Source organism: Sedimentibacter sp. MB31-C6, from assembly GCF_035934735.1.
GTDB lineage: Bacteria > Bacillota > Clostridia > Tissierellales > Sedimentibacteraceae > Sedimentibacter.
Genome location: NZ_CP142396.1, coordinates 2,006,465 through 2,020,920 on the forward strand (window position 1 = coordinate 2,006,465; position 14,456 = coordinate 2,020,920).

Consider the following 14,456-nt stretch of genomic DNA (forward strand, 5'->3'; position numbering starts at 1 on the left):
CATACCGCGGGGCGCATAAAATGCGCCCCCTACGTTGCTATCGTATCATACATACCGTGGATGTTGCGCCACTACGGCCTATAATAAATGGATTTCGTTTTTACGGCATAAATTTATCATTTCTTGAGACCATACTGCAGATTGAACTTCACCAATATGAGCTTTTTGTAAAAAGTACATGCAAATTCTAGATTGACCAATTCCACCACCTATAGTAAAGGGAATTTGCTCATTAATTACATCCTTGTGGAAAGGATAATCAGCCTTATGCATTTGGTTTCTTTCACTTAATTGACGTAACAAGGCATCTTTATCTACTCTAATTCCCATTGAAGAAAGCTCTAAGGCTATATCTAATGTTGAGAAATAGAAAAGTATATCCCCGTTTAATGTCCAATCGTCATAATCAGCTGCACGGCCATCATGAATTGTTCCATCTGACAATTTTCCACCGACTTCCATAAGAAATACTGCCTTTTTTTCTTTTGTAATTAAGTACTCTCTTTCCTTTGGAGTGCTGTTCGGGTATTTTTGAAGAAGTTCTTCTGTAGTAATAAAATTGATTTCTTCAGGTAATTCATTTTTAAGGAATGGATATAAGCTTTCCAAATATAGTTCTGTTGCTTTAAAAGCATTATATATTTTATTTACAACTTCCTTAAGTGTTACTTTGTTTCTGTCTTCTTTTTTTATGATTTTTTCCCAATCCCATTGATCTACATAAATAGAATGTATGTTATCTAAATCCTCATCTCTTCTAATTGCGTTCATATCTGTATAAAGACCTGTATATGTATCGAATCGATATTTTCCTAAGGCCATTCTTTTCCATTTCGCTAGAGATTGAACTATTTCTACATCATATTTTGTTTCTAACATATCAAAACGAACTGCTCTTTCAACTCCATTTAAATCATCATTAAGTCCTGATTCAGGTCTTACCATCAATGGAGCAGAAACTCTGATTAGAGATAAATTTTTCGATAATTCATTTTCAAAAAAATCCTTTATTTTTTTAATTGCTATTTGAGTTTCAAGTAAAGATAATTTGCTTGTGTAATCTTCTGGAATTATTAAATTTTCTAATGACATTGTGCCCTCCTGTAAATTAGTTTTGAATTGTTTTCTAACTAAATAAAAATTTAATTAGGAAATTTTTATTTAAACATTACCCATTAATATGTACGTATACAACTCATTAAGTTGAAACAGGTAATGCATTGAACTTAATTATTAATATATTATAAACATTTTTTTGTATTTTTCTTAGAGATTATTGTAATTATGATTACACTTCCAATCATAGAAATAGGTGCAACAAAAAATGCAATATATGATCCAAAAATATCGTTTAACAACCCTGTTATGTTAAAAATTATTACAAATAAAATATTACTTATAGTTGTAATCAAACCTATAGCGAAGGAAGCATTTTTATTGAAAGTTTGACTGACTAATACCATTAAGGTAGGGAAACCAATTGAAATAAAAAAGCCTGATATTGATATTAATATTAAACCATTTTCTTTAAGCATAAGACCTAATAAAACACATAAAGAAAATAAAATCATGAATACTTTAATGCCCCTTACAGTTCCTACTTTATTAATTATAAAACCTCCAAAAAGTCTTCCCAAGGCAAATAATAAGAAAAACATTGATGCATAAAATGATGCATCAGATGGATTATACTCATAATTACTTCTTATATAGCTAATAAACCAAGTGTTTATAATTTGTTCACTAATGAGTTGAAACGTGACAGCTGCTACAAATAAATAAATTAAATAATTTTTATACAAACTCTTTCTGATAACAATGTTGTTACTTTGTATAACATTCATATTAGGTGTTTTAATGATTAAAGTAAAAACAACAGAAACTATATAGAAACCAGCTAAATACAAATAGATACTTCTCCAAGATATATCATTAGAAAGCAACATTCCATATATGCTTTGTCCTGCAAAGCTTCCTACTCCATACATAAAATGTGTAATATTCATTAGAATAACTTCAAATCCAAATGACAATACAGGAATTAATGAATCTATTGCAACACATAATAATGAACGTCCAAATCCGAATAATAAATTAAATAATATTAAAACATATATATTTGGTGTAAAAGGAGCTATTAGAACTGCTATAGCAGATACAACAGAACCCAAAATATATACAAACTTATGACTGTACCTTTCACATAACCTTCCTGCGGAGAAGCTTCCTAGTATCATTCCTAAGGTGTTAAAAGATAAAATTAAACTTATTGTAGCATTATCTATTTTAAATTCTTCTATAAAGAATGGTACGAAATTACCCCGAGAGCTTTCAAAGAGAGCAATAATAAAATAGAGATAAAATGTTGTAAAGATAAGAAATATCTTTTTGCCGTTAATTTTCAAGTTACACCTCCAATTAATTATGCATATTGCAGAATTAATTAATTAATAAATACTATCATAAAAAATTCTTATAGTAAAGTAAAATTTTAAGTTTCCCCATTTTCAATTTTTAAAAACTTATGAAGCCACTAATTTAAAGTAGTTGAAGATATCAAATTGTTGTGATTTAATGTTTTTAGGTATAAAGCTTTGAATTCCAACTTTAGTTTTAACTAAAATACTTTCTATAGCATAGCCAATGGCATAGTAAATAAACTTAGGAATGTCATAAATTCTCTTTGAACATTCCTTAGGTTCTTTAAAAAATATACTATCAGCTTTTTCAGATGTCATTATACCAATGTACCCAACAGTAATAGTTGCAAATAGATTAAAATTACGTATAGATTTTAAAGACCAAACTCTAATATCTTCAAAATCAAACTGCTGTTTTTTGAACTTAAAATATTCTTCAATACGCCATCTCGTTAAATACATTTTAGTTACTATAAGCGATATCTTTTTCTTTTCAGATGATTTTAAATTTGTAAGTAACATCATAGGAATCTGTCCAAAACCGTAAACTACTATTAAGGTTAATTCTTGTTTTGGAAATTCGCATAAACTAACAGGGATATAACTAATTTTACAGTCAATATTTTTTTTATTTTTTCCCTTGAATTTTAAACAATAATTACCTTTATACTTACTAACTACATCAAGAACATTTTGAGTTTTATCATTATAGATAACATTACGATTCATTTTTATACGTATTACAAAACGTTCTTTATTCTTAATAAAATATCTAAAATATTCATTTGCATCAAAGCCTCTATCTAATGTCCTTATGCATTTGTTTCCAAAATTTTCGCTAAGTGACTTTAAACATTTAATATTTTCATGAGTTTCACTGATAAATCCCTTTTCTTCTGCTGAAAATACTTTTTCATAAACGGGAAGAGGCATTTTTCTATTAGAAGTTAATACAGCAGCTTCGATTGTTTGGTACCCCTTTACTATTTTACCGGTACTACCGTCACGTACGTCAGCTAAAGCTTCTAACTTTTTACTGCATGGTTTTGCTATGTCTGAATTATCAACGACAATTACAGAATAATCATCTTTAATATTTTGTTTAACTATATCAACATAATTTTCCATAACCTGATCACCATCATCAAAATCATGAAGATTTCTTGACAAACGTTCAATAGTTTTTTTAAGAGTTATAGATTCTTTTAAAGAACGTGCAATTTCACTTAAATGAGTTTTATTTCCTTCGAGTAAACCGTAAATCATCTGTGTTAAGAACTTTATTTTAGGACGTTTTAAACCAGTAGAAATTTTATTTGAAAAATTTGAAATATCCCGTTTTAATTCATAAGCTAATCTGTTATAATTAATCATGCAAGAATGCTCCTTTGTTTAGTTTTTGGTTGCACATTAATTATAACATATAGGTGAGCATTTTTGCATTTTTTATTGTAAAATCAACAAATCTGTGTTTAACATTTTATTTTTTTTCTTAAATTGTGGATAACTAATATTATTTTCATTCTTTTATTTTAATCATGGTCTTGAAAAAATGGGGAAACTTAAAAGTAAAATAAGTTGACTATTTTGAACATTATATATAAACTAATATTTAGTCGTTTAAATTTTTAAATTTAATGTTGAGTAGTCAGAAAGGGCGATATTATGTTTATGCAAACAAGATACGAATCAGATAGATTATATTATAGAATATTAAAGCACAATTATGCAAGAGAGGTTTTAGATTATTATAAAAGAAATCATATATTTCTAAAAGAATGGGAACCAAAGCATTTTAAGGATTTTTACACTATATCATACCAAAAAAGGTCTTTGAAAAATGAATATTATATGTTTAAAGAAAATAAATTGGTTAGATTTTGGATTTTCGACAAGATAAATAATAAAGTAATTGGAAATGTATGTTATAGCAATATTGTAATGGGAAATTTTAAATCATGTTTTTTAGGATATAAATTAGATAAAGACGAAATAAATAAAGGTTATATGACAGAAGCAATAAATAAAACAATACAAATAATGTTTGATGATTTTGGTTTACATAGAATCGAAGTTAATGTAATACCACGTAACAACAGGTCGATTAGAGTTATGGAAAAACTTAAATTTGAAAGAGAAGGTTATTCAAAAAGATATTTAGAAATCAATGGAAAATGGGAAGACCATATACACTTTGCAACTTATAATGATTGAATATTTTTTTGTATGGTATTGAAAAATAAGCACGATTAGGTATATACTATAAATATTAGAAATGAGAGGTGTTAATATGGGTGTTATTATAAAAGGGAAACCTGTTGCAGATGCAATAACTTTGGCTTTAAAAAAAGATGTAGAAGACCTTAAACTTAAAAATATAACTCCAACGATAAAAATTGTTAGAGTAGGAGAAAGGGAAGATGATATATCTTATGAAAAAGCAGCACTAAAAAGAATGGAAAAATGCGGAATTGAATGTAATGTTTTAACTTTATCAGAAGACATAAGTCAAAATAAATTAATTGAAGAATTAAATAAAATAAATGAAGATAATGCGGTTCATGGTATATTGTTATTTAGACCTTTACCAAAACATATTGATGAAAATATAGTAAAGTACATAATTAAACCAGAAAAAGATATAGATTGTTTTCATCCTATTAATACAGCTAAGGTTATGGAAGGTGAAAAATCAGGATTTCCACCATGTACTCCATCTGCTGCAATAGAATTATTAAAACATTATGGTATTGAATTAAAAGGTAAAAAAGCTGTTGTTGTAGGCCGTTCAATGGTTGTAGGAAAACCACTTGCTATGATGTTGTTAAAGGAAGATGCAACAGTTACAATATGTCATTCAAAAACTGAAAATTTAAGTGAAATTACATCTAAAGCTGATATATTAATAGGAGCTGTTGGAAAATCCAAGATGATTACAAAGGATTATATAAAAAATGAAGCTGTTATAATAGACGTTGGAATTAATGTTGATGAAGAAGGTAATTTATCAGGAGATGTAAATACTGAAGATTGTTTAGAAAAATCATCTTATATAACTCCTGTACCATCAGGTGTAGGCTCTGTTACTACAGCAATTTTAGCAAAACATGTGGTTAAAGCATGTCGTTTAATAATAGATGAGTAAAAGAAAAGTTGTCATTCTGAAGGCGGCTTGAAATATCAAATTAAAAAAACAAGGATGGTGTAAAAATGCGTTTTATTGATTTAAGAAGCGATACAGTAACAATGCCTACTGATGAAATGAGAAATGCAATAGCAAATGCAGAAGTAGGTGACGATGTTTATGAAGATGATCCAACAGTTAATAAGCTTGAAAAATTAGCAGCTGAAAAAGTTGGTAAGGAAGCCGCTATATTTGTACCTAGTGGTACTTTTGGAAATCAGTTAGCTTTGTTTACACATTGTCTTAGAGGGGAAGAAGTAATAATTGGAAAAGACAATCATATTGTTATTCATGAAGTAGGGGCATCTGCAGTAATATCAGGCGTACAGCTTAGGACTTTGGAAACACATAATGGATTAATAAATCCTATAGAAATGGAAAAGGCGATTAGGGTTGATGATATTCATGAACCTGAAACAAGTTTAATATGTGTAGAAAATGCTCATGGTAGCGGTTCTGTTATTCCATTGGAAAATTTAAAGCAAATAAAAAAAATTGCAGAAAAACATTCTATACCTGTTCATATGGATGGAGCAAGGTTGTTTAACGCAGCAACTTTTTTAAATGTAGATGTAAAAGAAATTACTAACTGTTGTGATTCGGTTATGTTTTGTTTATCAAAAGGGTTATCAGCACCAGCTGGCTCTATGTTAGCTGGAAGTAAAAAGTTTATTAAAAGTGCTAGAAAGAAAAGAAAACTTATGGGTGGCGGAATGAGACAAATTGGAATTCTAGCAGCTGCAGGGATAATAGCATTAGAAAAGATGACGTTGAGACTTGATGAAGACCACCAAAATGCAAAATATTTAGCTGAGGAGTTATCTAAACTACCTGGTATAACTGTTAAATTTGATAGAAACGATATAGATATGGTATTCTTTGAAATGAGTGAAGAAACTATAAAAGAAGATATTTTTGTTAATAAATTATATGAAAAAAACATAAAAATTGGTGGTGTAGAAAATGGAGAATATCGTTTTGTAACTCATATAGGAGTTACAAAGGAAGATATTGATTATGTTATTAATTGTATTAAGGAACTGATGTAGTTATACTTATATATTGAAATACTAAGAAAGTTTATTTTGTGAACATTAACAAATGGTTAGTTTATACTAAAGAACTTTACTTTTTATGTGAAGTTCTTTTAGTTTATTTTTATAAAGTAAATGTTAAATATATCATAAGGGAGCAGAAATAATGGACATAACTATTGTATTTAACAATATCGCAACACTTTTTTTACTAATATTCATAGGATTATTTGCTGGAAAAACAGAGATGGTGAATAAAAATGCTACAGGTTATTTATCAGATGTATTAATGAAGATTACATTACCAGCAACTATTTTTTTATCAATTTCAGGTACATTTAGTCAAGGTATTTTAAAAGATAGTTTAGTAATATTAATTATAACATTTATGATTCATATATCATGTATTTTGATATCATTAGGTTACACTAAGCTAATTAAAATTCCAGATAAAGACAGAGGAGTATGGATTTTTACAAGTACTTTTACAAACGTTGGATTTATGGGATTTCCAATAATATATGCAATCTTAGGTAAAGAAGGTCTTTTTTTAGCATCAATTTCAAATACAGTATTTAATATTTTGATATTTTCAATAGGTGTTAAAATGATTACTATGGGTTTTAAAAGTGAAAGCAATGTAAGCGTTAAAAAATTACTATTGAATAATAATAATATTGCTATAGTTTTAGGAATTTTCTTTTATTTAGCACAAATAAGCCTACCAGAATTTTTATATAATTCAATAAATCATATAGGCAGTGCTACAACGCCTTTATCAATGATTTTGGTAGGGTTGTCAATATCAAAAAATAATATGAGTGATATTTTTAATGATAATAAGCTATACATACTTTCAATTGTAAGATTACTGATTATTCCTTTTTTAGTTTTAATAATCATGAAAATTATTCCCTTTGAAAGTACAAGCCTTATACCTAAGGTAATGGTTATAGCTTTTGCCATGCCTGCTCCATCGGTAACTTCAATTATAGCAGAGCAATATAATGGCAACAAAGAACTTGCTGCAAAAGTAGTTTTCTTAACAAGTGTAGTTTCTATGCTAACTATACCAATTGTTCTTTTGTTAATCTAAAGATGAGGGGATATATATGATTCAATATGGAGGTCATAATATGGAAAATAATAATTTTATAGAACTTTATGGAGAATATTTAAGAGATGAATCGCGTCAAATAGGAAATGCTGAAAGTATCTTATTTGCCAAGACAGAACAAGATATAATAATGTCAGTTAAAGAATGCAATAATAAAAATATTCCTATAACTACGCAAGGAGCAAGAACTGGATTAGCTGCTTCAGCTGTTCCTAATGGAGGACATATAATAAATTTAAGTAGAATGAATAAGATTGTTGGTGCTAGATATGACAATTTAATGGATAGATTATTTTTGAGAGTACAACCGGGCGTTTTATTATCAGAAGTAAGAAAGTATTTAGAGAATAAATCATTTATTACTGATAATTGGGATTCTACATCATTAGAAGCATTAACTCATATAGAAAAGGGGAAATGGTTTTATTCTACTGACCCAACTGAAACTTCAGCTTCAATTGGAGGGATGGCTGCATGTAATGCATCAGGAGCTAAAAGTTTTAGATATGGCTCTACAAGAGATCATGTAGAAGGACTTAGAATAATATTATCAGATGGCGATTTACTTATTTTAAAACGAGGACAAGTAATTGCTAAAAATGGTAAATTTAAGCTAGTAACGGAAAACGGAAGAGTTGTTAAAGGTGAATTGCCAAAATATAAAATGCCAAATGTAAAGAAAAACACATCTGGTTATTTTAATAAACCAGATATGGATATGATAGATTTATTTATAGGTTCGGACGGAACTCTTGGAATAATTAGTGAAATAGAAATCGAATTAAACAAAACCAAAGAAGCTATATGGGGAATTACTGCATTTATGCCTGATGAAGATAAAGCTTTAGATTTAGTCAGAGCTTTAAGAGGTGAAAGAATCTTTAATGATGTTGAGCCTTTAGAGTTAAAACCATCAGCAATAGAGTTTTTTAATCATAATGCTTTAAATATGCTCAGAGAACAACAAAAAACAAATCCAGCCTTTGCGATGATACAGGAAATCAAAGAAACATACCATACAGGAATTTACATAGAAATAGAAGCTGATTCAAATGATGAAGTATGGTGTGCAGTTGAAAAAATCGGTAATTTGATTGTTAAAATAGGTGGAGATGAGGATGCAACTTGGGTTGCTAATAATTCATCTAACTTAGAAAAATTACATGCTTTTAGACATGCCTGTCCAGAATGTGTTAATATGCAAATTGATATTATAAGAAAAAACTATCCAACAATTACAAAATTAGGAACAGATATGTCTGTCCCTGATGAAAAGTTAAAAGAAGTTATGGATATGTACAATAGAGACTTGACTGAGAATAAGTTGCAGTACGTGATTTTTGGACATGTTGGAAACAATCATCTTCATGTCAATATAATACCACGAAATGAAGATGAATATAAAATAGGTAAGAAAATATATTCTAATTGGGCTGAAATGATTGTCGCTATGGGTGGCGCAGTGTCTGCTGAGCATGGAGTAGGAAAATTAAAAGTAGAATTTCTTCAAAAAATGTTTACTGAAAATCAACTTGATGAAATGAGAAAATTAAAAAGGTTATTCGATTTAAATCAAATATTAAATAGAGATACTATTTTCTCGTACGTTGAATCATAGGAGGTAATACAATGAAAATCATAGTTTGTATTAAGCAAGTGCCTGGAACAAATGAAGTCAAAATCGACCCTGTAACTAATACAATTATTAGAGAAAATGTAGCTTCTATAATTAATCCCTTTGATACTTATGCTATCGAAGAAGCAGTTCGTATTAAAGAAAGGATAGGGGCTCAAATAGTAGGCTTAAGTATGGGTATACCTGCAGCAGAGGAAATGCTTAGAGAAGGAATTTCGTTGAAATTAGATGAGGCGATGCTTTTAACAGATAGGAGATTTGCTGGTTCTGATACTTTAGCTACATCTTATGCATTGAGTCAAGGAGTAAAAAAAATTGGTGAATTTGATTTAATAATATGTGGCAAACAAGCTACTGATGGTGACACGGCACAGGTTGGACCAAGTTTAGCCAAGACATTAGGTATAGCATATGCAACTGATATAAGTAAAATAATTGAGATTAATAAAAAAGTTATACATTGCATGAAAATTACAGATGATGGATACGAAGAAATTTTAGTAAAATTACCGGCATTAATTACGGTAGTAAAGGAAATAAATATGCCGAGACTACCTTCAATAAAAAGTATGAAAAAGGCAACAAAGTCAAAAATTAAAATAGTAAACTTTGAAGATATAAACGCAGATGAAAGATTAGCTGGACTTAAGGGCTCACCTACACAGGTTCGTAAAACCTTTGTTCCAATTCACAATGTAAACAGTGAGATAATAGAAGGTACAATTGAAGAAAAAACAAATAAATTAGCAGAGATTTTATTATCATTAAAAATATAAGAGGGTAGCTAAATGGCAAGTATAGAAATATTAAAAGATAAATGTATTGGATGTAAAAAATGTGTAGGTTCATGTCCATTTGGAGCTATAGAAATAATAGATAGTAAAGCTGTAATTGGAGATAAATGTACACTTTGTGGCTCATGTGTAGAAAGTTGTAAGTTGGGAGCAATAAATTTCATAAAGGATGAATTGGAATATAATGACATAAGCGAATACAAAGGAATTTGGGTTTTTGCAGAGCAAAGATTTGGTAAATTAAAACCAGTTACTTTAGAATTAGTCGGTCAAGCTAGAAAACTAGCTGAAACATTAAAAGTTAATGTTACAGCTGTTTTATTAGGAGATAATGTAAAACTATTGGCAAAAGAATTAATTGCATATGGTGCTGACGAAATATTAATTATGGACACACCATGGTTGAAAGATTTTAATGATCAAGTATACGGAGAAATAATGGTGAATTTAATTAATGATTATAAGCCGGAAATTGTTTTAATTGGAGCTACATCTAATGGACGTTCATTAGCACCTTATATTTCTGCAACTATAAAAACTGGATTAACTGCAGACTGTACTAAATTAGAAATAGATAATAAAGAAGGAATTTTGTTGCAAACAAGACCAGCCTTCGGAGGTAATTTAATGGCAACTATAGTATGTCCACATCATCGACCTCAAATGGCTACAGTTCGTCCTAAAGTATTTAAACCAATAGAACCAAATTATTTAAAAAGTGGAAAAATAACTTATATTCCAATTCCTTCTTCGATAGATAGTTATGTAAAAAAAATTAAAGATATAGACAATTTAGAAGGTCTTAGTTTATCCGAAGCTGACATAATAGTAAGTGTTGGAAAGGGTATTGGTAATGTTAAGAACATTGAATTAGCAAAAGAATTAGCTAAAGTACTAGGTGGAACGGTAGGTTCATCAAGACCAGTAGTAGATTCAGGATGGATGCCATATAGTCAACAAGTTGGACAGACAGGTAAAACAGTTGCTCCTAAACTATATATAGCATGTGGTATATCAGGTGCAATTCAACATTTAGCTGGATTAGCAGATATTGAAACAATAGTGGCAATCAACATAGATCCGGATGCACCAATTTTCAATGTTGCTCATTATGGGATTGTAGGAGACTGTAGAGAAGTATTACCATTACTAACAAAAAAAATAAGAGCCTCTAAAAAGGCTTAACTTTATAGTTGTTTTCTTTTATGAAGTGAAGCTGAAGAATCTTTATAGAACATAAGATTCTTCAGCTTTTCACTCAAATTTATTAAAGTTTGTCAAATTTAAGATAGAGAATTTATTCTTCGTAGAACTTGTATAGCTGTTCCATTTGTTCATATGTTAACATACCTATATGAGATGCTACAGCTTCACCTTTTTTGTTAATAGTTAATGTAGAAGGAAAAGAGCGAACACCGTATGTATTGGCTATACTCATGTCCTTATCTAGTACCACTTGAAGTTCAAGATTGTTTTCTTCTACAAACTCTAGCACTTCTTCCTTTGTTTCACCAACATTAACTGCTAATATTAATAAATCTTCATCTTTATACTTTTCTTGAAGTTTTTGGAGGTCTGGCATTTCTTCAACGCAGAAACCACACCATGTGGCCCAAAAATTTAAAATAACATTTTTATCTCTTAAATCACTTAACTTTATCGTAGTTTTATCTAATGTTTCTAATTCAAAATCAGGAGCTATGAATTTTTCATCTTTATTAGAACTTTTGTTATCTTCTTCTATATTATTTCCTTCATTGTCTTTAGATATTTCATTTTCACTAGTAATTTGTGTTTTGTTTGAATCTGGCGGAATATTTGTATCCTTATTACTATTACACCCAGTTAATACCAAGAAAGTAAAAATTAACAACAATAAAATATTTTTCATAAATTATTCCCTTCGATTAAATTTTATTTAATATGATAAATATACCCTTTGCATTACTTTTTAAACAATAAACTCATATCCTTTATTTATTGTTTTTGTTTTAAATATTTCAGGGTAAATTGGTTTTAAATTGTTATATGCATCATCCATTGTTTTTTCATTTTCAAACATACCAAATACAGCTGAACCGCTACCAGTCATATTTGAAGAAATGGCATTGTTTTTGTATAATAACTTCTTTATTTCATTTATTTCGGGATATATTTCTTCAACAACTTTTTCTAACGTATTTGCAGTTGACTTAACAGTATCTATATATCTTTTGTTTTTTATATACTTAATAATTTCATTATTAGAGTAGAAGTTATAATACTCTGGCAATAAGTTTTGATAAACAAATGCAGTGGACAAACTAAAATTAGGTTTAATAATCAATATATTATTCCATATAAAGTTTTCAAGTTTTAATAGCTTTTCTCCAATTCCCTTTGCTAAATATGTACCACCCATAAGGCAAAATGGAACATCAGCACCTACCATGAGCCCGATATCAATTAATTCTTCATGTGATAAGTTTAATTTCCATAATTTGTTCAATCCAATTATTAATGCTGCTGAGTTACTACTACCTCCAGCAAGTCCTGCTTCTGATGGTATTGTTTTTTTTAATTTTATGTGTAATCCAGTCTCTATATTATATTTGTTTTTAATAATTGAAGCAGCTTTTACACATGTATTTTTAATGTCTATTGGGATTTTAGGGTCACTGCATTCTAAAATAATTTGATTATTATCCATTTGTTCAAGAATAATTTCATCATGTAAGTCAATAGATTGCATAACGGTTTTAATAGAATGATAACCGTTATTAAATTTTCCTTCAATATCTAAAAATAAATTTATTTTTCCGTAAGAATATAATTTAATCATAATTCATTCCTTTACATTATTTGAAACATTATATAATGAAATATTAAAAATAACAACTGCGTAAAAAAATTATCTTTTTATGTTTAAATAAAATATTTTTGGGTATATAAATATTACAACATAAGTTTTACTAAATCTATACTGAGAAAAAGGAGGATTTCAAAAGATAGTTTAATGTTTCAATTAGTAAGAAGAAAAATGCAACTTGAGAAAGAAAATTAAATGTTTATTGAAGTATGAAAATTAATCAGTTATCGATTTGGTGAAATGAATGTTAAATATATACTTACATGTAAGAAAGAAGTGATTCCCCCAAAAACAGAAATGGAAAACTCAAATGAATAGCACCCGATTCCTATATAACATTAGGAAATCGGGTGCTATTCATTTATTTTATCTTTAAAATAAGTTTTTCTTTGCCAATATAAATCCTACTAATGTAGCTGTTATTAAGGAAATACCAACTACTATCCAAAATCCAAAGGGTGAAGAAGCTAATGGTATATTAACTACATTCATTCCGTAAAAGCTTGAAAACATAGTAGGAATTGCCATTAAAATAGTTATAGAAGTTAAAAGTTTCATGACAATATTAAGATTATTTGAAATAATAGATGCAAAGGCATCCATTGTGCCACTTAAAATTCCACTATATATATTAGCCATTTCTATTGCTTGCTTATTTTCTATAATTACATCTTCTAATAAATCTTCGTCTTCAGAATATTTTTTTATAATATTAATTCTTAGAATTTTTTCTAAAACTATTTGATTTGCCTTTAATGCAGTTGTTATATATACTAAGGACTTTTCTAAGTCTAATAATTGAATCAACTCTTTATTTTTCATAGATTTATGAAGTTGTTTTTCAACATAATTACTCATTCTATCAATTTGTCTTAGATATAAAAGGTACCTTTGAGCATTTTTATAAAGTATCTGATATAGAAATCTATACTTTTTAAAAGTAGAAAATGAACGAATACTATTTTTTTCAAACTGATCTATTACAATAGAATTTTTTAAGCATATTGTTATAATATTTTTACTAGTTATTATAATTCCTAAAGGTAATGTTTCATAAATTATATGTTCATCCGTTTTTTCAACATAAGGAGTATCAACTAAAATTAATACTTGCTCATTTTCTGTTTCTAATCGTGCACTTTCTTCTTCATCTAATGCTGCTCTAAGAAAGTCCCCTTCTACACCTAACTTTTCTTCAATGAAGTCTAACTCCTCAGTTGTAGGATCTACAAGGTTAATCCATGTACCATCCTCAATTTCCTCTAATTTGAAGAGATTTTCATCAATTGTTTTGAATATATCAAGCATATTTCACCTCGTTTTAATAATAGATTTTCTCTATTACCAAAGAGATTCTGTAGATGGTAATAGAGAAGTTGTTAAATAAATAAAGATATCAAAAATTTCGACCTTAGGGACATCA

Annotated in this window: 13 protein-coding genes; 7 read left to right on the forward strand and 6 right to left on the reverse strand. The window is 28.5% G+C overall.

Features of this window, described 5'->3' with window-relative positions; all coding sequences use genetic code 11:
- Positions 1–78: 78 nt before the first annotated feature.
- The 3 genes from asnA to U8307_RS09600 all read right to left on the reverse strand — a co-directional run bounded on the left by asnA (position 79) and on the right by U8307_RS09600 (position 3,794).
- A complete protein-coding gene (asnA, locus tag U8307_RS09590) occupies positions 79–1,092 on the reverse strand; it encodes an aspartate--ammonia ligase (protein WP_326907349.1) in 1,014 nt (337 codons plus the stop codon).
- Between the two features lie 149 nt (positions 1,093–1,241).
- Positions 1,242–2,405 (reverse strand): MFS transporter, encoded by a 1,164-nt coding sequence (locus U8307_RS09595; RefSeq protein ID WP_326907350.1) that lies wholly within the window; start codon positions 2,403–2,405, stop codon positions 1,242–1,244.
- 117 nt (positions 2,406–2,522) lie between these two features.
- Positions 2,523–3,794 (reverse strand): transposase, encoded by a 1,272-nt coding sequence (locus U8307_RS09600; RefSeq protein ID WP_326907351.1) that lies wholly within the window; start codon positions 3,792–3,794, stop codon positions 2,523–2,525.
- Positions 3,795–4,085: 291 nt separating this feature from the next.
- Here U8307_RS09600 and U8307_RS09605 point away from each other — a divergent pair, with 291 nt between their 5' ends.
- From U8307_RS09605 to U8307_RS09635, 7 genes are all read left to right on the forward strand, one after another.
- Positions 4,086–4,634 carry a GNAT family N-acetyltransferase gene (locus tag U8307_RS09605; RefSeq protein ID WP_326907352.1) on the forward strand — a complete coding sequence of 183 codons (549 nt, stop codon included), beginning with the start codon at positions 4,086–4,088 and terminating at the stop codon, positions 4,632–4,634.
- A gap of 76 nt (positions 4,635–4,710) precedes the next feature.
- Positions 4,711–5,565, forward strand: coding sequence for a bifunctional 5,10-methylenetetrahydrofolate dehydrogenase/5,10-methenyltetrahydrofolate cyclohydrolase (locus U8307_RS09610; RefSeq protein WP_326907353.1), 855 nt, complete (start codon positions 4,711–4,713; stop codon positions 5,563–5,565).
- A gap of 65 nt (positions 5,566–5,630) precedes the next feature.
- Complete coding sequence (ltaE, locus tag U8307_RS09615) at positions 5,631–6,653, forward strand: low-specificity L-threonine aldolase (RefSeq protein WP_326907354.1); 1,023 nt, start codon at positions 5,631–5,633, stop codon at positions 6,651–6,653.
- Positions 6,654–6,804: 151 nt separating this feature from the next.
- Complete coding sequence (locus U8307_RS09620; protein ID WP_326907355.1) at positions 6,805–7,734, forward strand: AEC family transporter; 930 nt, start codon at positions 6,805–6,807, stop codon at positions 7,732–7,734.
- Positions 7,735–7,774: 40 nt separating this feature from the next.
- Entirely contained in the window at positions 7,775–9,373 is a 1,599-nt protein-coding gene (locus U8307_RS09625; protein WP_326907356.1) for an FAD-binding oxidoreductase, read from the forward strand.
- 11 nt (positions 9,374–9,384) lie between these two features.
- Positions 9,385–10,167 carry an electron transfer flavoprotein subunit beta/FixA family protein gene (locus U8307_RS09630; RefSeq protein WP_326907357.1) on the forward strand — a complete coding sequence of 261 codons (783 nt, stop codon included), beginning with the start codon at positions 9,385–9,387 and terminating at the stop codon, positions 10,165–10,167.
- 12 nt (positions 10,168–10,179) lie between these two features.
- Positions 10,180–11,370, forward strand: a complete 1,191-nt coding sequence (locus U8307_RS09635; RefSeq protein ID WP_326907358.1) for an FAD-binding protein — start codon at positions 10,180–10,182, stop codon at positions 11,368–11,370.
- Positions 11,371–11,482: 112 nt separating this feature from the next.
- Here U8307_RS09635 and U8307_RS09640 read toward each other — a convergent pair whose 3' ends face one another.
- The 3 genes from U8307_RS09640 to U8307_RS09650 form a co-directional block, all read right to left on the reverse strand.
- A complete protein-coding gene (locus U8307_RS09640) occupies positions 11,483–12,076 on the reverse strand; it encodes a TlpA family protein disulfide reductase (protein ID WP_326907359.1) in 594 nt (197 codons plus the stop codon).
- A 60-nt stretch (positions 12,077–12,136) separates the two neighbouring features.
- On the reverse strand, positions 12,137–13,006 hold the full coding sequence (gene ispE / locus U8307_RS09645; RefSeq protein WP_326907360.1) for a 4-(cytidine 5'-diphospho)-2-C-methyl-D-erythritol kinase: 870 nt from the start codon (positions 13,004–13,006) through the stop codon (positions 12,137–12,139).
- Positions 13,007–13,405: 399 nt separating this feature from the next.
- Positions 13,406–14,341 carry a magnesium transporter CorA family protein gene (locus U8307_RS09650; protein ID WP_326907361.1) on the reverse strand — a complete coding sequence of 312 codons (936 nt, stop codon included), beginning with the start codon at positions 14,339–14,341 and terminating at the stop codon, positions 13,406–13,408.
- Positions 14,342–14,456: the final 115 nt, after the last annotated feature.

Coding starts and splice junctions, on each gene's coding strand:
- U8307_RS09640 (WP_326907359.1), bottom strand. CDS start 12,076: ATGAAAAATATTTTATTGTTGTTAATTTTTACTTTCTTGGTATTAACT.
- ltaE (WP_326907354.1), top strand. CDS start 5,631: ATGCGTTTTATTGATTTAAGAAGCGATACAGTAACAATGCCTACTGAT.
- U8307_RS09650 (WP_326907361.1), bottom strand. CDS start 14,341: ATGCTTGATATATTCAAAACAATTGATGAAAATCTCTTCAAATTAGAG.
- U8307_RS09610 (WP_326907353.1), top strand. CDS start 4,711: ATGGGTGTTATTATAAAAGGGAAACCTGTTGCAGATGCAATAACTTTG.
- U8307_RS09600 (WP_326907351.1), bottom strand. CDS start 3,794: ATGATTAATTATAACAGATTAGCTTATGAATTAAAACGGGATATTTCA.
- U8307_RS09635 (WP_326907358.1), top strand. CDS start 10,180: ATGGCAAGTATAGAAATATTAAAAGATAAATGTATTGGATGTAAAAAA.
- U8307_RS09630 (WP_326907357.1), top strand. CDS start 9,385: ATGAAAATCATAGTTTGTATTAAGCAAGTGCCTGGAACAAATGAAGTC.
- U8307_RS09620 (WP_326907355.1), top strand. CDS start 6,805: ATGGACATAACTATTGTATTTAACAATATCGCAACACTTTTTTTACTA.
- U8307_RS09625 (WP_326907356.1), top strand. CDS start 7,775: ATGGAAAATAATAATTTTATAGAACTTTATGGAGAATATTTAAGAGAT.
- ispE (WP_326907360.1), bottom strand. CDS start 13,006: ATGATTAAATTATATTCTTACGGAAAAATAAATTTATTTTTAGATATT.
- U8307_RS09605 (WP_326907352.1), top strand. CDS start 4,086: ATGTTTATGCAAACAAGATACGAATCAGATAGATTATATTATAGAATA.
- asnA (WP_326907349.1), bottom strand. CDS start 1,092: ATGTCATTAGAAAATTTAATAATTCCAGAAGATTACACAAGCAAATTA.